The 19,220-nt window shown below is 73.6% G+C and carries 18 protein-coding genes; 3 read left to right on the top strand and 15 right to left on the bottom strand.

Going from position 1 to position 19,220, the window contains the following annotated elements; translation table 11 throughout:
- The first annotated feature begins 116 nt into the window (after positions 1-116).
- Positions 117-1,958, top strand: coding sequence for a cholesterol oxidase substrate-binding domain-containing protein (locus tag ABFY07_RS20845; RefSeq protein WP_346175947.1), 1,842 nt, complete (start codon positions 117-119; stop codon positions 1,956-1,958).
- A 26-nt stretch (positions 1,959-1,984) separates the two neighbouring features.
- Here the strand turns inward: ABFY07_RS20845 and era are convergent, their stop codons facing one another.
- From era to hrcA, 13 genes are all read right to left on the bottom strand, one after another.
- On the bottom strand, positions 1,985-2,950 hold the full coding sequence (gene era / locus ABFY07_RS20840; RefSeq protein ID WP_065959238.1) for a GTPase Era: 966 nt from the start codon (positions 2,948-2,950) through the stop codon (positions 1,985-1,987).
- Between the two features lie 50 nt (positions 2,951-3,000).
- On the bottom strand, positions 3,001-3,363 hold the full coding sequence (locus tag ABFY07_RS20835; protein ID WP_346175946.1) for a cytidine deaminase: 363 nt from the start codon (positions 3,361-3,363) through the stop codon (positions 3,001-3,003).
- 81 nt (positions 3,364-3,444) lie between these two features.
- Positions 3,445-4,758 carry a hemolysin family protein gene (locus tag ABFY07_RS20830; protein ID WP_346175945.1) on the bottom strand — a complete coding sequence of 438 codons (1,314 nt, stop codon included), beginning with the start codon at positions 4,756-4,758 and terminating at the stop codon, positions 3,445-3,447.
- Positions 4,755-5,252 carry an rRNA maturation RNase YbeY gene (ybeY, locus tag ABFY07_RS20825; RefSeq protein ID WP_065959243.1) on the bottom strand — a complete coding sequence of 166 codons (498 nt, stop codon included), beginning with the start codon at positions 5,250-5,252 and terminating at the stop codon, positions 4,755-4,757. Before ybeY ends, ABFY07_RS20830 begins: the two co-directional genes overlap by 4 nt.
- Positions 5,253-5,264: 12 nt before the next feature.
- Complete coding sequence (locus ABFY07_RS20820) at positions 5,265-6,266, bottom strand: PhoH family protein (protein WP_065959245.1); 1,002 nt, start codon at positions 6,264-6,266, stop codon at positions 5,265-5,267.
- A 208-nt stretch (positions 6,267-6,474) separates the two neighbouring features.
- Positions 6,475-7,599, bottom strand: coding sequence for a carbohydrate kinase family protein (locus ABFY07_RS20815; protein WP_346175944.1), 1,125 nt, complete (start codon positions 7,597-7,599; stop codon positions 6,475-6,477).
- Positions 7,600-7,800: 201 nt separating this feature from the next.
- On the bottom strand, positions 7,801-8,763 hold the full coding sequence (locus ABFY07_RS20810) for a ribonuclease Z (RefSeq protein ID WP_346175943.1): 963 nt from the start codon (positions 8,761-8,763) through the stop codon (positions 7,801-7,803).
- A gap of 5 nt (positions 8,764-8,768) precedes the next feature.
- Entirely contained in the window at positions 8,769-9,128 is a 360-nt protein-coding gene (locus ABFY07_RS20805; protein ID WP_065959249.1) for a histidine triad nucleotide-binding protein, read from the bottom strand.
- 132 nt (positions 9,129-9,260) lie between these two features.
- Positions 9,261-9,785: a hypothetical protein gene (locus ABFY07_RS20800; RefSeq protein ID WP_346175942.1), complete on the bottom strand. Its 525-nt coding sequence runs from the start codon at positions 9,783-9,785 to the stop codon at positions 9,261-9,263.
- Between the two features lie 179 nt (positions 9,786-9,964).
- Positions 9,965-10,708 carry a 16S rRNA (uracil(1498)-N(3))-methyltransferase gene (locus ABFY07_RS20795; RefSeq protein WP_346175941.1) on the bottom strand — a complete coding sequence of 248 codons (744 nt, stop codon included), beginning with the start codon at positions 10,706-10,708 and terminating at the stop codon, positions 9,965-9,967.
- Positions 10,705-11,796 (bottom strand): nitronate monooxygenase, encoded by a 1,092-nt coding sequence (locus tag ABFY07_RS20790; RefSeq protein ID WP_346175940.1) that lies wholly within the window; start codon positions 11,794-11,796, stop codon positions 10,705-10,707. The genes ABFY07_RS20795 and ABFY07_RS20790 overlap by 4 nt, the downstream gene beginning before the upstream one ends.
- A 198-nt stretch (positions 11,797-11,994) precedes the next feature.
- A complete protein-coding gene (gene dnaJ, locus ABFY07_RS20785; RefSeq protein WP_346175939.1) occupies positions 11,995-13,134 on the bottom strand; it encodes a molecular chaperone DnaJ in 1,140 nt (379 codons plus the stop codon).
- Positions 13,135-14,151, bottom strand: coding sequence for a heat-inducible transcriptional repressor HrcA (gene hrcA, locus ABFY07_RS20780; protein ID WP_346175938.1), 1,017 nt, complete (start codon positions 14,149-14,151; stop codon positions 13,135-13,137).
- A 169-nt stretch (positions 14,152-14,320) separates the two neighbouring features.
- Between hrcA and ABFY07_RS20775 the strand changes: the two genes are divergently transcribed.
- Both ABFY07_RS20775 and ABFY07_RS20770 read left to right on the top strand, forming a co-directional pair.
- Positions 14,321-15,067, top strand: a complete 747-nt coding sequence (locus ABFY07_RS20775) for an MBL fold metallo-hydrolase (protein WP_346175937.1) — start codon at positions 14,321-14,323, stop codon at positions 15,065-15,067.
- Positions 15,068-15,089: 22 nt separating this feature from the next.
- Positions 15,090-15,920: a DUF3097 domain-containing protein gene (locus ABFY07_RS20770; protein ID WP_065959258.1), complete on the top strand. Its 831-nt coding sequence runs from the start codon at positions 15,090-15,092 to the stop codon at positions 15,918-15,920.
- Positions 15,921-15,962: 42 nt separating this feature from the next.
- On the opposite strand, the gene hemW is transcribed toward ABFY07_RS20770, so the two are convergent.
- Together hemW and ABFY07_RS20760 are read right to left on the bottom strand one after the other, a co-directional pair.
- Positions 15,963-17,195, bottom strand: a complete 1,233-nt coding sequence (gene hemW / locus ABFY07_RS20765) for a radical SAM family heme chaperone HemW (RefSeq protein WP_346175936.1) — start codon at positions 17,193-17,195, stop codon at positions 15,963-15,965.
- Positions 17,196-17,273: 78 nt separating this feature from the next.
- Positions 17,274-19,220, bottom strand: a 1,947-nt coding sequence (locus ABFY07_RS20760) for a SpoIIE family protein phosphatase (RefSeq protein WP_428836973.1), incomplete at its 5' end; no start/stop codon positions are given.

The following is a 19,220-nucleotide window of genomic DNA, read 5'->3' as shown; positions in this document are numbered from 1 at the left end:
CCACTCCCCCGTACGGCTGAACGGCGCCGCCCCTCGCGAAGAGGAGAAGGGGAACTCACTCGTTCGAGTGAGTTTGGCGGCTTAACGGTTTGACTTCGCATCATCGGTGCAGCGACATGCGCATGCCTACTCTGCCGCAACCGCCTTCTCGCCCCGCCCAGCCCGCTCAGCCCGCCCAGCCCGCCCAGCCCGCCCAGCCCGCTGGGCCGGAATCCCCCGCCGCGGAATTACTGTCCCGCCGCAACGCCCTGAAAGCCGCGGCCGTCGCCGGAACGCTGGCCGTCCCGCCCCTGCTCGCCGGGGCGCCCGCCGCCGTGGCGGCCGGGAGCGAGCCGCCCGAGCTGCCCGGCGGGCTCACCGCCCACCGCTCCCCCTATCTGAACTGGTCCGGGGAGATCGCCCACCATGGGCTGTGGGCCTGCGCCCCCCGCACCCCCGAGGACGTCGTGGCGCTGGCGAACTGGGCACACGAGGCCGGCTGGCGGCTGCGGCCCCGCGGCAAGGCGCACAACTGGTCCCCGCTGACCATCACCCCCACCACCGCGGACGACGCGAAGGTGCTGCTGCTGGACACCACCGAGCACCTGACCACGCTACGCCTGGAGAGCCCGGCCCCCGACGGCGTCGTCCGGGCCCAGACCGGGGTGACCGTCGAACAGCTGCTGGAGTTCCTCGGCGGCCACGGCCTCGGGGTGACCAACACCCCGGCCCCCGGTGAGCTGACGCTCGGCGGGGTGCTCGCCATCGACGGGCACGGCACCAGCGTCCCGGCCGACGGCGAGACACCGCTCCCCGGCCACACCTACGGCACGCTCAGCAACCTCATCCTGCGGCTCACCGCCGTGGTCTGGGACGCGGACGAGGGCGCGTACGTCCTCCGGACCTTCGACCGCGCCACCGACCGGGACGCCGACGCGCTCCTGACCCACCTCGGCCGCGCCTTCATCACCGAAGCCGTGCTCCAGGCCGGCCCCGACACCCCCCTGCGCTGCCAGAGCCGGATCGACCTCACCGTCGACGAGCTGTTCGCCGCGCCGGGCAGCCCCCTGGCCCGCCGCGGGCGCACCTTCGCCGACTTCATGAACGAATCGGGCCGGGTAGAGGCCATCTGGTTCGCGTACACGGACAAGCCGTGGCTGAAGGTGTGGAGCGTCAGCCCCCGGCGCCCGGCCGCCTCCCGCCCCACCACCGGCCCGTACAACTACCCGTTCTCCGACTCGCTCCCCACGCCCGTCTCCCGGCTCGCCGGGCGGCTGGTCGGCGAGGGCGCCTGGTACCTGGCGCCCGAGCTGGGCGCCGCGCAGTACACGGTCGCCGCGGCCGGGCTCACCGCCACCGCCTCGGCCGACCTGTGGGGCCCGTCCCGGGATCTGCTGATGTATCTGCGGCCCACGACCCTGCGCGAGACAGCCAACGGCTACGCCATCGTCACCTCGCGGTCCCAGGTGCAGCGGGTGGTCTCGGAGTTCACCTCCTACTACCGGGAGCGGCTGGAGGCCTGGGCCCGCGAGGGCCGGTTCCCGGTCAATGGGCAGGTCGAGATCCGGGTCAGCGGCCTGGACCAGCCGGCCGACGTACGCGCCGAGGGCGCCCGCCCGCCCCTGCTGTCCGTCCTGCGGCCACGCGAGGACCGGCCGGAGTGGGACGTCGCGGTGTGGGTGGACGTCCTCACCCAGCCGACGACCCCGGGGGCGATGGAGTTCTACCGCGAGCTGGAGCGGTTCTGCCTGCGGACCTTCGACGGCGGATACGCGGAGACGCGGGTCGAGTGGTCCAAGGGCTGGGGCTACACCGACACGGCCGCCTGGGACGCGGAGGAGATCATCTCCGACACGGTCCCCGGCACGTACCGGGCGGGCCCCGCCCCCTCCTGGGACCGCGCGGTGCGCACCCTGGACCGGCTGGATCCGCACCGCGTCTTCGGCAACCCGTTCCTGGACCGGCTGCTGAGGTCGTAACCGGTCAGGCCGTCAGAACCCCGGCGTCAGAACCCCAACTTCCGTAGTTGTTTGGGATCCCGCTGCCAGTCCTTCGCGACCTTCACATGCAGATCGAGAAAGACCGGCGTACCCAGCAGCGCCTCAATGTGCTTGCGGGACTTCGTCCCGACCTCCTTCAGGCGCTTGCCCTTGGGGCCGATGATGATGCCCTTCTGGCTGGGGCGCTCGATGTAGAGGTTGGCGTGGACGTCGAGGAGGGGCTTGTCCGCGGGGCGGTCCTCGCGGGGGAGCATCTCCTCGACCACCACGGCGATGGAGTGCGGCAGCTCGTCCCGTACGCCCTCCAGCGCCGCCTCGCGGATCAGCTCGGCGACCATGACCTGCTCGGGCTCGTCCGTGAGGTCGCCCTCGGGGTAGAGCGCCGGGCCCTCGGGGAGCAGCGGGACGAGCAGGTCGGCGAGGAGGCCCACCTGGGCGCCGCCGGTGGCGGAGACGGGAACGATCTCGGCCCACTCGATGCCCAGCTCCTTGCCGAGCCGGTCCACGGCGATCAGCTGCTCGGCGAGCTGCTGGGAGTCGACCAGGTCGGTCTTGGTGACGATGGCGACCTTGGGGGTCTTCTTGATCCCGGCCAGCTCGCCCGCGATGAAGCGGTCGCCGGGGCCGAGCTTCTGGTCGGCGGGAAGGCAGAAGCCGATCACGTCGACCTCGGCCCAGGTGGTTCGCACGACGTCGTTCAGCCGCTCGCCGAGCAGGGTGCGCGGCTTGTGCAGGCCCGGGGTGTCGACGAGCACCAGCTGGGCGTCGGGGCGGTGCACGATGCCGCGCACGGTGTGGCGGGTGGTCTGCGGGCGGTTGGAGGTGATCGCGACCTTCGTCCCCACCAGTGCGTTGGTCAGGGTCGACTTGCCCGCGTTGGGGCGGCCGACGAAGCAGGCGAAGCCCGCGCGGTGCGGGGTCGCCCGCGACTCGGGCCGGGAGGGGGAGGTAGCGGCACTCATGCCGCCCATTGTCCCCGATCCCCCGCCCCCCGCCGACACGCCCGGTGCGGTACGGGCCCTCAGACCTGGACCGTGCGGCGCGGCTCGCCGTCGGGGCCCGCCAGCAGCACCGGGGTGCCCGGCCCGCCCAGGTCCCGTACGGCCGCGACGTCCTCGTCCGCGACGGCCTCCGCCTCGGTCACGACGGCCGCCGCCTCCAGGGACTTCGCCCCGCTGGCGACCGCCATCGCGACGGCGGTCCGCAGCGCGCTCAGCGGGAGCGAGGGGAGGGCGACGGTGCCGGCGACATAGGTGCGGCCGGTCTCGTCGCGTACGGCGGCGCCCTCGGGGACGCCGTTGCGGGCCCGCGCGGAGCGGGCGAGGGTGATGATCTTGCGGTCTTCGGGGTCCAGGGGTGCGGCTTCGCTCATGCGGACGAGCATAGGCGGGGCGCGGTGCGGGGCGGGCGGAGGTCCGGAGGTCGGGGACAGGGGACGAGAACGACGGGGGCCGAGGACGAGGCCTCAGTCCTCCGGCTCCGTCTCCGCCGTCGCGCGGACCGGCTCGACCAGGACCGTGACGATGCGGTTGCGGCGCCCCGCCGGGGACTCTGCGGTCAGCCGCAGGGCCTTGAGGTCGGAGTCCGGGCCGCCGTCCGCCACCTCGACCTCCGCCGTGGCGCCCGCGATCGGCACCCGCCCCAGCGACTTGGCCAGCAGCCCGCCGACCGTCTCGACGTCCTCGTCGTCCAGGTCGATCCCGTACAGCTCGCCCAGGTCGTCGAGGCCGAGCCGGGCGGTGACCCGGTGGGTGCCGTGGCCGAGGTCCTGGACGGGCGGCAGCTCGCGGTCGTACTCGTCGGTGATCTCGCCGACGATCTCCTCGAGGATGTCCTCAATGGTGACGATCCCGGCCGTGCCGCCGTATTCGTCGACGACGACCGCGACGTGGTTGCGCTCCTGCTGCATCTCGCGCAGCAGGTCGCCCGCGTTCTTGGTGTCGGGCACGAAGGCGGCGGGCCGCATCGCGGTGGAGACCAGCTCGGACTCGGCCTCCCGGTTGATGTGGGTCTTGCGGGCCAGGTCCTTGAGGTAGACGATGCCGACGATGTCGTCCTCGTTCTCCCCGGTGACCGGGATCCGGGAGAAGCCGGAGCGCAGCGCGAGGGTCAGGGCCTGCCGGATGGTCTTGAAGCGCTCGATGGCGACGAGGTCGGTGCGCGGCACCATCACCTCGCGCACCAGCGTGTCGCCCAGCTCGAAGACGGAGTGCACCATGCGCCGCTCCTCGTCCTCGATCAGCGACTCCTTCTCCGCGAGGTCCACCAGGGCGCGCAGCTCGGCCTCGGAGGCGAACGGGCCCTTGCGGAAGCCCTTGCCGGGCGTCAGCGCGTTACCGATGAGGATCAGCAGCGGCGGGATGGGGCCCATGACGCGGGCCAGGGGCAGCAGGACGTACGCGGCGGCGGTCGCCGTGTTCAGCGGGTGCTGGGCGCCGATGGTGCGCGGCGAGACGCCGACGGCCACGTACGAGACGAGGACCATCACGCCGATCGCGAGGGTCAGCGCCTTCCAGGTCTCGTCGAACTGGCGCAGGCAGGCGTAGGTGACGACCGCGCCGGCCGCCACCTCGCAGGCGACCCGCACCAGCAGCGCCACGTTCAGATAGCGGGTGGGGTCCTCGGCGACCTGCATCAGCTTGGCGCTGCCGCGCCGCCCGGCCCGTACGGCCTCCTCGGCGCGGAAGCGGGTGGTGCGGGCCAGGCCCGCCTCGGCGCAGGCCGCGAGCCAGGCGACCACCACCAGCAGGACGGCGGCTGTGATCAGGCGGCCGGTCATCGGGTCGTGGGGGCCGGGGAGGGGCCGGTGATGCCGCGCTCGGCGCGCCAGCCGTCGATGATGGCGGCCTGGAGGCCGAACATCTCGGCCCGCTCGTCCGGCTCCTCGTGGTCGTAGCCGAGGAGGTGGAGGACGCCGTGGACGGTGAGGAGCTGCAGCTCCTCGTCCATCGAGTGTCCGGTCGGCGCCTCCTCCCCCTGCTTCCTGGCCACCTCGGGGCAGAGCACGATGTCCCCGAGGAGGCCCTGCGGGGGCTCGTCGTCGTCCTTCGAGGGCGGACGCAGCTCGTCCATCGGAAAGGACATGACATCGGTGGGCCCCGGCAGGTCCATCCACTGGATGTGGAGCTGCTCCATGGCGTCGGCGTCGACGACGATCACCGAGAGCTCGGAGAGCGGGTGGATGCGCATCCGGGCCAGTGCGTAGCGGGCGACGTCCAGCACCGCGCGCTCGTCGATCTCCGTGCCGGACTCGTTGTTGACGTCGATCGCCATGGGAGTGTTGTTTTACTTTCCGTTCCGGCTGTCGTACTGGTCGTATGCGTCGACGATGCGGCCGACCAGCTTGTGGCGGACCACGTCGACGCTGGTGAGCCGGGAGAAGTGGACGTCCTCGACGCCCTCCAGGATCTCCTGCACCTGGCGCAGACCGCTCTTGGTCCCGCCCGGGAGGTCGATCTGGGTGATGTCACCCGTGATCACTATCTTGGAGTCGAAGCCGAGCCGGGTGAGGAACATCTTCATCTGCTCGGGGTTCGTGTTCTGCGCCTCGTCGAGGATGATGAACGCGTCGTTGAGCGTGCGGCCGCGCATGTACGCCAGGGGCGCGACCTCGATCGTGCCCGCGGCCATCAGGCGCGGGATGGAGTCGGGGTCGAGCATGTCGTGCAGCGCGTCGTACAGCGGGCGCAGATACGGGTCGATCTTCTCGTAGAGCGTGCCGGGCAGGAAGCCGAGCCGCTCGCCCGCCTCGACCGCCGGCCGGGTCAGGATGATCCGGGTGACCTGCTTGGACTGCAGGGCCTGGACCGCCTTGGCCATGGCCAGATACGTCTTGCCCGTACCGGCCGGGCCGATGCCGAAGACGACGGTGTGCTTGTCGATGGCGTCGACATAGCGCTTCTGGTTCAGGGTCTTGGGGCGGATGGTGCGGCCGCGGTTGGACAGGATGTTCTGCGTGAGCACCTCGGCCGGGGTCTCCTCCCCGCCCTCGCCGTTCTCCGCCGAGCGCAGCATGGCGATCGAGCGCTCCACCGCGTCCTCCGTCATCGGTTGACCGGTGCGGAGCACCAGCATCATCTCGTCGAACAAGCGCTGGATGAGCGCGACTTCCCCGGGGTCCCCGGTGGCGCTGACCTCATTGCCCCGCACATGGATATCGGTCGCCGGGAAGGCCTTTTCGATGACGCGCAGCAGCGAGTCGCCCGATCCCAGCACCATGACCATCGGGTGCTTGGTCGGAACCGTGAACTGCGCATGCGCCTGGCGTGCTGTGGTTGGTTGCGTCATGGGCCGGCTCTCAGGCCTGCTCCTACCTCCTCTTACGGGGTTCTCGCTGCTCGACAACCTTGAGTACAAGGGTACGACGGAGCACTGACAAGACCCGAGTGCTTTTACTCCACCCCTGCCCCGCTCCGGCTCCACCCCTGCCCCGCTCCGGCTCCTGCCCCTGCTCCGCCCCCGTCCCGCCCCGGGTCGTGCCCTGCTCCGCCGCCCGTCAGCCCTCCCGGAAGCCGATCGTGGGCACCGCCCGGCGCAGCGGCCAGGGGCGGGCGGCCGCCGGGAGGATCCGGTCCAGGAAGGCGTAGCGGCGCAGCGCGGAGGCGTCCTGGTCGTCGTACGACTTCGCGTGCTGCCACCAGGCGGCGATCTCCACCCAGCCGGGCGCCGACAGCGAGCCGCCGAACTCCTGCACGGACAGCGCGGCGGTCAGGCCCGCGAAGGCCAGCCGGTCGGCGAGCGGCCACCGGGCGAGAGTGCCCGTGACGAATCCGGCGACGAACACATCCCCGGCGCCGGTCGGGTCCAGGGCCTCCACGGCGATCGCGGGCACCTCGGCGGTCTCGCCGGTGCGCCCGTCCACCGCGTACGCCCCCTCGGCGCCGAGGGTGACGACCGCGAGCGGCACCTTGTCGGCGAGCGCGCGAGCGGCTGCGCGCGGGCAGTCGGCGCGGGTGTAGCGCATCGCCTCGGCCGCGTTGGGCAGGAACGCCTCGCAGTGCTCCAGGTCGGCGAGGTCGGCCGGGTCCCAGCGGCCGGTGTCGTCCCAGCCGACGTCCGCGAAGATCAGGCTGCCGTGGCCGGCGGCCTCGGCGACCCACTCCTCGCGGTTGCCCGGGACCAGGGAGGCGATGGCGGCGCGGGCCGGGGGCGGGCACTCGGGGGCGGGCTCCTCCGGCGGCGGCGCCTCGTGGCCGTGGGAGACCATGGTGCGCTCGCCCTCGTAGGCCATGGAGACGGTCACCGGGGAGTGCCAGCCGCGCACCGTACGGGACAGCGACAGGTCGATGCCCTCGCCGCGGTCCAGGGCGTCGCGGCAGTAGTCCCCGTACATGTCGTCGCCGAACGCGGCGGCGAGTGAGGTGCGCAGGCCCAGGCGGGCCAGCGCGGTGGCCATGTTGGCCACGCCGCCGGGGCTGGAGCCCATGCCGCGCGCCCAGGACTCGGTGCCGCGCACGGGGGCGGAGTCCAGGCCGGTGAAGATGATGTCCAGGAAGACCGTGCCGGTGAGGTAGACGTCACAGGTGGGGTCGCCGGGTTCGCGGACGGCCGCGAGCGGGTCGAGCAGGGGGTACGTCGCCGGGCAGGCCGCCGCGAGCGGTTCGCCGTGATCTGTGGTCACCGTGCGCTCCCAGATCGGACCGGCCTCATTGCCGGTCCCGTTCAGTGCTTGCAGTTCAGAGCTTGCTGTTCCGTGCAGTGCAGTGCGTGCTTGCAGTTCGGTGCTTGTTGTTTCGGAGGGCGATGCGGCCAGTGTGCACGATGGCACCGACAGCGCCGCCGGACCGCCGCCGACCCGGCGCCCGGGGCCTCACCGCGGGGGTCAGCGCCGCTTGGGCAGCGGCACGCTCATCAGGTCCCGGGCCACCGTCAGCTCCCCCGCGAAGCCCGCCGCCCGGGCCTGGCGCTCGAAGTCGGACGGGTCGCCGTAGCGCTGCGAGAAGTGGGTCAGCACCAGGTGCCGCACCCCCGCCTCCGCGGCCAGCCGGGCCGCCTGCCCGGCCGTGAGGTGCCCGTACTCGATCGCCAGCGGCTCGTCCTCGTCCAGGAAGGTCGACTCGATGACCAGCAGGTCACAGCCCTGCGCGAGCTCTTTCGCGCCCTCGCACAGCCGGGTGTCCATGACGAAGGCGAAGCGCTGCCCGCGCCGGGCCTCGCTGACCTCCTCCAGCGTCACCGTGCGCCCCTCCTGCACCAGCGCCCCCTCCCGCTGCAGCCGGCCGATCTCCGGCCCGCGGATGCCGTGCGCCGCGAGCTGCTCGGGCAGCATGCGGCGGCCGTCGGGCTCGGTCAGCCGGTAGCCGTAGGACTCGACCGGGTGGGAGAGCTTGCGCGCCTCCAGCGTGTACCCGGCGGCCCCGGTCCCGCCCGCCCCGGTGCTCCCGCCCGCCCCGGCGGCACTGGCGAGGACCCCGCCCTCGCCGGCCACCGGCGCCTCCGTCAGCGACACCGTCTCGCGGTACGCGGTCGCGTACCGCAGCCGCTCGAAGAAGCGCTGTCCGCTCGCCGGGTAGTGCGCGGTCACCGGGTGCGGCACCCGGTCCAGGTTGATCCGCTGGACGACCCCGGCCAGGCCCAGCGAGTGGTCCCCGTGGAAGTGCGTGATGCAGATCCGGTTGATGTCATGGGCCGCCACCCCCGCGCGCAGCATCTGGCGCTGGGTGCCCTCGCCGGGGTCGAAGAGGATGCCCTCGCCGTCCCAGCGCAGCAGGTAGCCGTTGTGATTGCGGTGCCGGGTCGGTACCTGGCTCGCGGTGCCCAGGACGACCAGTTCACGTGACGACAAGGGCTCTACCCGGGGGGCCAGTTGAGGCCGCGGCCGCCCAGGACGTGGGCGTGGGTGTGGAAGACGGTCTGGCCCGCGCCCGAGCCGGTGTTGAAGACGACCCGGAAGCCGGTGCCGTCGATCTTCTCGTCGGCGGCCACCGAGCCCGCCTCGCGCAGTATGTCGGCGGCGATCCGCGGTTCGGCGGCGGCGAGGGAGGCGGCGTCCGGGTAGTGGACCTTGGGGATCACCAGGACGTGGGTCGGGGCCTGGGGGTTGATGTCCCGGAAGGCGAGGGTCGTCTCCGTCTCGCGGACGACGGTCGCCGGCACCTCCCCCGAGACGATTTTGCAGAACAGGCAGTCGGCCTGCGGTTCTCCCGCCACCGGTGGCTCCTTACGCGTCGTCGGCTGCTACGGAACCGGATGCTACCGGGACGTCCGAGGCCGCGTGCCGGAACCACCGGGTGGCCACCCGCCCGTCAGGAACCCGGTCCGACGCGCCCCACGCGTGCGCCGCTACTTGCCGGCCGGGGTGGTGTGCTGGCCGGGGTGCCGGTCCGCGGGCCGGTCGGTCCGCCGGTCCCAGGGGTGGGTGGTGGCCCGGGACGGCTTGGGGTATCCGGCCTTCCGCGCGTTGCAGTCGCCGATCACATTCGCCTGGAAGACGCGGTGGTCGTCCACCTTGGCCGTCAGATCGCCCCGTACGCACAGGTTCTTGCGTTCGTACGTCACCACGCCGGTGATCTTGATGTCGCGGTCGTCCCTGGTCTCGCCCCGGCAGTGGACGGAGGCCTTCGCGTCCCGGGAGGCGGACGGGCCGGACGTGTGCTTGCCCTTCACGTCCGCGTTGCACGTCATCCACCGGACGTCGATGCCGCCCTTTTCCAGCGCGCGGGTGCTGACCCGGTCCGTGGTGACCGCCACACCGATGGCGCTGAGCTCGCTGTCGTCCCTGGGCTCGCAGGCCGTCACCGCGACGGCCGCCAGGACCGCCGCCGCCACCGCCAAGAGCCCGTTCTTCCGCTGCCTCAATGCCCCCATACAGAGAGGTTCCCACCGGAGCGGGGGAAACCGGAAGAGCACACTCGGCCACATGATCCGCGCCGGACCGCTGTGACGGCTCGTCAGGCCGGGGGCCCTCCGGCCCTCCTCAGTCCTCGGCGATGCCGTCAGGCCCGGTGCGTCGTCAGGCCCGGTGCGTCGTCAGGCGCGGCGCCCCGTCACGCCCAGCGGCCCGTGCGGCCCAGCAGCAGCGCGGCGGCCGCCGTGCCGGCCGTGGAGGTGCGCAGCACCGTCGGGCCCAGGCGGTACGGCCCCGCGCCCGCCTCGGCGAAGGCCGCCAACTCCTCGGGGGACACGCCCCCTTCCGGGCCGACCACCAGCACCACGCTTCCCTCGGCGGGCAGCGGAGCGGTCGCCAGCGGCTCGCTGCCCTCCTCGTGCAGTACGGCCGCGAAATCCGATTCGGCCAGAAGCCGGGCAACCTGGCGGGTCGTCATCGCGTCCGCCACCTCCGGGAAGATGAGCCGCCGCGACTGCTTGCCCGCCTCCCGGGCCGTCGCCCGCCACTTCCCCAGCGCCTTGAGGCCGCGCTCGCCCTTCCACTGGGTGACGCAACGCGCCGCCGCCCAGGGCACGATGGCGTCCACGCCGGTCTCGGTCATGGTCTCCACGGCCAGCTCGCCGCGGTCCCCCTTCGGCAGCGCCTGCACCACGGTGATCCGCGGGCGCGGCGGCGCCTCGTGACGTACCTCGGCCACCTCGACCAGCAACCGGTCCTTGCCCTCGACGGCCGCCACGGCGCCGAACGCGCCCGTGCCGGCCCCGTCCGTCAGCACCACCGGCTCGCCCACCCGCAGCCGCCGCACCGACACGGCGTGCCGCCCCTCCGGCCCCTCGAGCGTCAGCCGCGCCCCGACGGCCGCCTCCGCCAGGGAGTCGGCCAGGAAGACGGGGGCCGTCACGACTCCGCCCCCTGAGCCCGCGCGACGCCCGAACCGGCGCGTGCCGCGTCCAGTTCGGCCATCAGCACCTCCATCAGCCGCGTGGCGGGCAGCTCCCGGGCCAGCCGGTGCCCCTGCCCCGCCCACAGCGCCATGCCCTGCGGGTCGCCGGCCTTCGCCGCCGCCTTCCGCAGCCCGGAGGTGAGGTGGTGCACCTGGGGGTAGGCGGCCGGGGCGTACGGGCCGTGCTCGCGCATGAAGCGGTTGACCAGCCCGCGCGCGGGGCGCCCGGAGAAGGCGCGGGTCAGCTCCGTACGGGCGAACAGCGGGTCGGTCATGGCCTGCTTGTGCAGGGTGTTGGCCCCCGACTCGGGGCAGACCAGGAAGGCCGTCCCCAGTTGGGCCGCGCAGGCGCCCGCGGCCAGCACCGCCGCGATCTGCGAGCCGCGCATCAGCCCGCCCGCCGCGATCACCGGGATCTCCACGGCCTCACGGACCAGCGTCAGCAGCGCCAGCAGGCCGAGCCCGGCGCCCGTGCCGTCGGCGCGCGGGTCGTCGCGGTGCGTGCCCTGGTGGCCGCCCGCCTCCACGCCCTGCACACACACGGCGTCGGCACCCGACCACTGCGCCGCCTGCGCCTCGGCGGGCGAGGTGACGGTCACCACCGTCCGCGTCCCGACCCTGCCGAGGGCCTCGATGGCGGACCGGGCGGGGCAGCCGAAGGTGAACGAGACGACCGGCACCGGGTCGTTGAGGAGGATGGCCAGCTTGGCGTCGTACGCGTCGTCGCCCCCCGCGTCCGGGTCGCCCAGCGGGGTGTCGTACCAGGCCGCCTCGCCCGCGAGCTGCTCGCGGTAGACCTCCACGGCGGCGGGGTCGGCGGCGAGCGGCTGCGGCATGAAGAGGTTCACGCCGAAGGGCCGGGCGGTCTCGCCGCGCACCTGCTTGATCTCCTCGTACATCGCCGCCGGCGTCTTGTACCCGGCGGCGAGGAACCCGAGGCCCCCGGCCTCGGACACGGCGGCGGCCAACCGCGGGCAGGACGGCCCGCCTGCCATCGGGGCCTGCACGATCGGATACCGAAAGAGATCGGTCAGCGCGGAGGACATGGCGTCATCGTGCCATGTCCCACGCGCGGATCAGCAACCCGGCTCAGCGCCCCACAAGGCGCGAGCCGGGCGCCTACCATCCACGCCGATCAGCGCCTAACGTCCGTTGAACGCGTCCTTCAAGCGCGAGAACAGCCCCTGCTGCCCTGGCTTACTGCACCCCCCGGGGGGACAACCCCCGAACCCCCGGCCGGGCGCCTAACGTCCGTTGAACGCGTCCTTCAAGCGCGAGAACAGCCCCTGCTGCCCTGGCTTGAACTCGCCCATCGGCCGCTCCTCGCCCCGCAGCTTGGCCAGCCGCCGCAGCAGCTCCTCCTGCTCCGGGTCGAGCTTGTTCGGGGTCTGCACCTCGACGTGGACGATCAGGTCGCCCCGGCCGCCGCCGCGCAGGTGGGTGACGCCGCGCTGGTGGAGCGGGATCGACTGGCCGGACTGGGTGCCGGGCCGGATGTCGACCTCCTCCAGGCCGTCGAGCGTGTCCAGGGGCACCTTCGTGCCCAGGGCCGCCGCCGTCATCGGGATGGTGACCGTGCAGTGCAGATCGTCGCCGCGGCGCTGGAAGACCGGGTGCGGCAGTTCGTGGATCTCCACGTAGAGGTCGCCCGCCGGGCCGCCGCCGGGGCCGACCTCGCCCTCGCCGGCGAGCTGGATGCGGGTGCCGTTGTCCACACCGGCGGGGATCTTCACGGTGAGCGTCCGACGCGAGCGGATCCGCCCGTCGCCCGCGCACTCCGGGCAGGGGGTCGGCACCACGGTGCCGAAGCCCTGGCACTGCGGGCACGGCCGGGAGGTCATCACCTGGCCGAGGAAGGACCGCGTGACCTGGGACACCTCGCCCCGGCCCCGGCACATGTCACAGGTCTGCGCCGAGGTGCCGGGCGCCGCGCCCTCGCCGCTGCAGGTCGTACAGACGACCGCGGTGTCGACCTGGATGTCCTTCGTGGTCCCGAAGGCCGCCTCGTTGAGCTCCACGTCGAGGCGGATCATGGCGTCCTGGCCGCGCCGGGTCCTGGACCGCGGGCCGCGCTGCGAGGCGGTGCCGAAGAAGGCGTCCATGATGTCGGAGAAGTTCCCGAAGCCCGCGCCGAAGCCACCGGCGCCGCCCCCGGCTCCGCCCGAGGCGGACAGCGGGTCTCCGCCCAGGTCGTAGACCTGCTTCTTCTGGGGATCGGACAAGACCTCGTAGGCGGCGTTGATCTCCTTGAACCGCTCCTGGGTCTTGGGATCCGGATTCACGTCCGGGTGCAGCTCGCGCGCGAGCCGGCGGAATGCCTTCTTGATCTCGTCCTGCGAGGCATCACGCCGCACGCCCAGGACTGCGTAGTAGTCCGTCGCCACTTACGACTCCGCCAGGATCTGTCCGACGTAACGTGCCACTGCGCGTACCGCTCCCATCGTTCCGGGGTAGTCCATGCGGGTCGGTCCGACCACGCCGAGTTTGGCGACCGCCTCGTCGCCCGAACCGTAGCCGACCGCCACGACCGATGTGGAATTCAGGCCCTCGTGAGCATTTTCATGCCCGATCCGTACGGTCATACCCGAGTCCTTCGCCTCGCCGAGCAGCTTGAGCAGAACGACCTGCTCCTCCAGCGCTTCCAGCACGGGCCGGATCGTCAGGGGGAAATCGTGTGCGAAGCGGGTCAGATTGGCGGTGCCGCCGATCATCAGCCGCTCCTCGGTCTCTTCGACCAGGGTCTCCAGCAGCGTGGCCAGGACCGTCGAGACGGTCGGCCGGTCCTCCTGCTCGAAGGACTCGGGCAGGTCCTGCACCAGCTGTGGCACATCCGAGAACCGCCGGCCCACGACCCGGCTGTTCAGCCGGGCCCGCAGGTCGGCGAGCGACTCCTCGCTCACCGGCGCCGGGCAGTCCACCATGCGCTGCTCGACCCGCCCGGTGTCCGTGATCAGCACGAGCATCACCCGGGCCGGGCTCATCGACAGCAGTTCCACATGGCGGACCGTCGAGCGGGTCAGCGACGGGTACTGCACGACGGCGACCTGCCGGGTCAGCTGCGCGAGCAGCCGGACCGTGCGCCCCACCACGTCGTCGAGGTCGACGGCGCCGTCCAGGAAGTTCTGGATGGCCCGCCGCTCCGGCGTGGACAGGGGCTTCACCCCCGCCAGCTTGTCGACGAAGAGCCGGTAGCCCTTGTCGGTGGGGATCCGGCCGGCGCTCGTGTGCGGCTGGGCGATATAGCCCTCGTCCTCCAGGGCCGCCATGTCGTTGCGCACCGTGGCAGGGGACACGCCCAGCCGGTGCCGCTCGGTGAGCGCCTTGGAGCCGACCGGCTCCTCCGTCCCCACATAGTCCTGGACAATCGCACGCAGTACCTCGAGTCTGCGTTCGCTGAGCACCGCGCGCACCTCCAGTCCAGCCGTCTCATCAGGTCTCCCCCTGGCACTCGATGGACACGAGTGCCAGAACCCCTCAGCCAGTGTACGGCGGGGGCGCGGCGGGGTGCCATGGCCCGGGCGAGAGCCGCCGCTTTGCGACTGTCGGCCCGGGTGCGACTAGCGTCTCCGTATGGACACCCGTTGGGAAGATCCGGGCGAGGAGTCGCGCTGGGAACGTCTGACCCCCTCGGTCGCCCGGTGCCGGCTGCCCGGCTGGGACGCGACCGTCGGCGCGATCGCCGGCCGGAGCGGCGTCCTGGTCGTGGACACCGGCGCCGACCTGGGCCAGGGCGCCCGGGTGCGGCGCGAGGTCACCCGGCTCTTCGGCCGCCGCCCCACCCACATCGCCCTCACCCACCCCCACTTCGACCATGTCCTGGGCACCGCCGCCTTCGCGGGCTGCGAGGTGTACGGGGCCGCCGGCCTGGACGGGCTGCTGCGCCGGGAGCGGGACGTGCTGCGCGAGGACGCGGTGCGCCACGGCGCGGATCCCGGCGCCGCCGCGGAGGCCGCCGACCACCTCGTGTGCCCGCACCACCCGGTGTCCGGCGAGCTCACCCTGGACCTGGGCGGCCGCACCGTCCTGCTGGCCAACGTGGGCCCCGGCCACACCGCCCACGACCTGGCCGTCCTGGTCCCCGGGCAGGCCCCCGGCGAGCCGGAGGTGGTCTTCTGCGGCGACCTGGTCGAGGAGTCGGGGCCGCCGCAGGCGGGCGCCGACGCGATCCCCGCCCAGTGGCCCGCCGCGCTGGACCGGCTCCTGGCCCTCGGCGGCCAGGACGCGCTGTACGTCCCGGGGCACGGGGCCGCCGTGGATGCCCGTTTCGTCCGGGCGCAGCGTGACGAACTCGCGGCTCGTTTCGGCGTGTCCTCCTGACGCCGGCGCTAGGGTCATTCGGGTGCGACAGTACGACCCGGACCTGACCCCGCCCTGGAAGCGCCAGGCGCCCGCGCCCGAGGTGCCCGCCGAGCCCGACCTGGTGGTCGAGGAGGTCACCACGGGGTTCTGCGGTGCGGTGATCCGCTGCGAGAAGACCGCGCAGGGCCCCACGGTGACCCTGGAGGACCGTTTCGGCAAGCACCGGGTCTTCCCCATGGAGCCGCGCGGCTTCCTCCTGGAGGGGCGCGTCGTCACCCTGGTGCGCCCGCGCGCGGCCGCCCCCGCCGCCCCGCGCCGCACGGCCTCCGGCTCGCTGGCCGTCCCGCAGGCCCGCGCGCGCGTCGCCCGCGCGGGGCGCATTTACGTCGAGGGGCGCCACGACGCGGAGCTGGTGGAGCGGGTGTGGGGCGACGACCTGCGCGTCGAGGGCGTGGTCGTGGAGTACCTGGAGGGGATCGACGACCTTCCGGCGATCGTCCGCGACTTCTCCCCCGGCCCGGACGCCCGGCTGGGCGTGCTGGTCGACCACCTGGTCCCGGGCACGAAGGAGTCCCGGATCGCGGCCGAGGTCACCGACGAGCACGTGCTGGTCGTCGGCCACCCGTACATCGACGTGTGGGAGGCCGTGAAGCCCTCCTCGGTCGGCATCCCCGCCTGGCCCACGGTGCCGCGCGGCCAGGACTGGAAGACGGGCGTCTGCCGGGCGCTGGGCTGGCCCGCGAACACGGGGGCGGCCTGGCAGCGGATCCTGTCCTCGGTCCGCTCCTACAAGGACCTCGAGCCGGCCCTGCTGGGGCGGGTGGAGGAGCTGATCGACCACGTGACCGTGGGCGGCCCGGACCGGCCGTAGCGACCCCGGTTGCGCCGTGTGCGACCGAGGCGTGCGACCGCGTCAGTCGACGAGGTCGCGCACCACCGCGTCGGCCAGCAGCCGCCCCCGCAGGGTGAGCCGCGCCCGGCCCTCGGCGTACGGCTCGGGCTCCAGCAGGCCGTCCGTCACGGCCCGGGCCGCCGCCGCGGCGCCCGCGGGGGCCAGCAGGTCGAGCGGGCAGCCCTCGGCGAGCCGCAGCTCCAGCAGGATCCGCTCCACCCGGCGCTCCTCGTCGGTCAGCACCTCGCGGCCCGCCCCCGGGGACCGGCCCTCGCTCAGCGCCTGCGCGTAGGCGCCCGGGTGCTTCACGTTCCACCACCGCACGCCGCCCACATGGCTGTGCGCGCCGGGGCCCGCGCCCCACCAGTCGGCGCCGCGCCAGTACAGCTCGTTGTGGCGGCAGCGGCCCGCGTCCGAGGTGGCCCAGTTCGACACCTCGTACCAGCGGAATCCGGCCGCCGACAGCGCCTCCTCCGCGATCAGGTACCGGTCGGCGTGCACATCGTCGTCGGTCATCGGCACCTCGCCGCGCCGGATCCGCCGCGCGAGCTGGGTGCCCTCCTCGACGATCAGCGCGTACGCCGACACATGGTCGGGCCCGGCGCCCAGGGCGGCGTCCAGCGAGGCGCGCCAGTCGTCGTCGCTCTCCCCCGGCGTGCCGTAGATCAGGTCCAGGTTCACATGGTCGAACCCGGCCGCCCGCGCCTCGGCCACACAGCGCTCCGGGCGGCCCGGGGTGTGGGTGCGGTCCAGGACCCGCAGCACATGCTGCCGGGCGCTCTGCATGCCGAACGAGACCCGGGTGAACCCGGCCTCCCGCAGCCGCTCCAGATACCGCGGGTCGACCGACTCCGGGTTGGCCTCCGTGGTGACCTCGGCCCCCTCGGCCAGCCCGAACTCGTCCCGGACGGCGCCGAGCATCCGCCCGAGGTCGGCGGCGTCCAGCAGGGTCGGGGTGCCGCCGCCGACGAACACGGTCTCGACCCGCCGGGGGTCGTCGCCCAGCACCTTGCGGGCGAGGCGGATCTCCTCGACGACCATCTCGGCGTAGTTCTCGCGCGAGGCGAGCACACCGCCGGATCCGCGCAGCTCGGTGGCGGTGTAGGTGTTGAAGTCGCAGTACCCGCAGCGGGTCGCGCAGTAGGGCACGTGCAGATAGAACCCGAGCGGCCGGCCGGCCGCCCCGGCCACGGCGCTCGCGGGCAGCGCGCCGTCCTGGGGCATGGGCTCGCCATCGGGCAGTACGGAAGGCATGGCCCCATTGTCCGCCATCGGCGCCGGAGCCCGCCCCGCCGCCGGCCCCGGCCCCTCCTACCGCCTTCTACCCGCGACCTAGCGCGCCCGCAGGACCAGCATCGCCAGGTCGTCGTCCGGGGGCTCTACCGCGAAGGCGTGCACCGCCTCCCGGATCCGCTCCGCCACGTCCTCCGCACCCAGCCCCGCGCAGTCCCCGAGCAGCGACGCCAGCCCGTTCCCGTCGTCGAACTGCCGGGCGCCGGATCTGTGCTCCGTGACCCCGTCCGTCACGCACACCAGCGTCTCCCCGGGCGCCAGCTCGAAGGTCTCGCAGTCGTACGCGACGTCCTCCACGACGCCCAGCAGGATCTGCGGCTCGGCCACGGTGCGCACCGACCCGTCGGGCCGGACGACCAGGGGCAGCGGGTGGCCGGCGCTGGCGAGGGTGCAGCGGACGCCGCCGTCGCCGTCCTCGCCGAGCGGCACCAGCTCCCCGTACAGCAGCGACAGGAACCGGGAGACGCCGCCGCCCACCGGCAGGCCCACGCCCGCGGCCACCGCCTCCGCCGCGCCCTCGACCGCGGCCTCGACGGCCTCCTCGCCGAGCATCCGGTTGAGCCGCTCCAGGACCGCGCCCACGCCGTACCCCTCGCGGGCCAGCAGCCGCAGCCACGGCCGTACGAGCCCGGTCACCACGGCCGCCTCCGGCCCGTTCCCGCACACGTCGCCCAGGACGAAGACCCAACGGCCGTCGCCCGCCGGGAAGATGTCGTAGAAGTCGCCCCCGGCCGAGGTGCCGCCGGTCGGCTCGTACACCACCGCCGACTCCACGCCCGGGATCTTGGCGAGCCGGGAGGGCAGCAGCCCGCGCTGCAGCACCCGGCTGATCGTCGCCTGCCGCGTGTACTGCCGGGCGGAGGCCAGCGCCAGCGCGACCCGGCGGGCGAAGTCCTCGACCAGGTCGGCCACCTCGTCCGGCACCCGCATCAGCCCGGCGCGGCCGAGCAGCAGGGTGCCGACGGCGCGCCCGCCCGCGATCAGCCGGCAGGCGAGGGCGGCGCCGCCGGGCCCGTACGCGGCGGGGTCGCTGGGCCACGGCCAGGGGACCGCCCGGCCGCGCGCGGTGGCGGGCAGCTCCGGCGGTTCCTTCTCCAGCAGCCGGCTGAGGGTCTCGATCCGGCTCTCGCTCGCGTGCCACACCATGGCGAGCCGCGGCGGGCCGCCTTCCGTGTCGAGCCACACCGCGCTCCAGTCGGCGAACCGCGGTACGAGCAGCTGGGCGGCCAGCGAGGTCACCAGGTCCTCGTCGAACTGCCCGGCCAGCAGCTCGGACGCCTCGGCGAGGAAGGACAGCGCGCCCGCCCGGGTCCAGTCCTCGTCGGCGTCGCGGGCGCCGACGCGCGCGGGGGCGGGAGCCAGGAGCTCGACGACGTACGCGTCGTCGCCCGGCGAGTCGCCGTTCAGGCAGTCGTCGCCGCCCTTGAGGGCGCCGTTCCGCGGCGTGTCGTCCCTGAGGGAGCCCTCGGCGGACTCGACGAACCCCCCGGACTCGCCGGACTCAGCCGCCTCGGCGGAGCTGACGGGCAGCTGGAACCACACCGTCTTGCTGGCCCGGCGATAGGCCGTGCCCCAGCATTCGGCGAGCTCGGCGACCAGCCGCAGTCCGTGTCCCGCGCATCCCGGATCGTCCTCGTCGTGCGGCTCCCCGCGCAGGAACCGGGTGGGGTGGTGGTCCGTCACCTCGACGACCACGGAGGGCACTTCCCCGTCCCCGCTCGGCCCGTCCCCGCTCACCACGTCCAGCGCACAGCTCACCTCCACCGCCGTCCCGGCGTGCACCACGGCGTTGGTGACCAGTTCGCTCACCAGCAGCACCACCTCGTCCGCGACCCGGTCGGGGATCCGGCCGACGGCGGGGAAGTCGAGCGCGCTCCAGTCGGCGAGGGCCGCGCGGGCGAAGCGGCGCGCGGCGGAGGCCGCCAGGGGATTGCCGGGCAGGCTGGCGCGCGCGGCGGCGACCCGCGCGGCCGGCGCGGCGCCGGG

It is taken from the genome of Streptomyces sparsogenes subsp. cuspidosporus, from assembly GCF_039532705.1.
In the GTDB taxonomy this organism is placed as follows: Bacteria; Actinomycetota; Actinomycetes; order Streptomycetales; family Streptomycetaceae; genus Streptomyces; species Streptomyces sparsogenes.
Note: the sequence above shows the minus strand (reverse complement) of the source record. Positions and strands in the feature narration are given on the sequence as shown.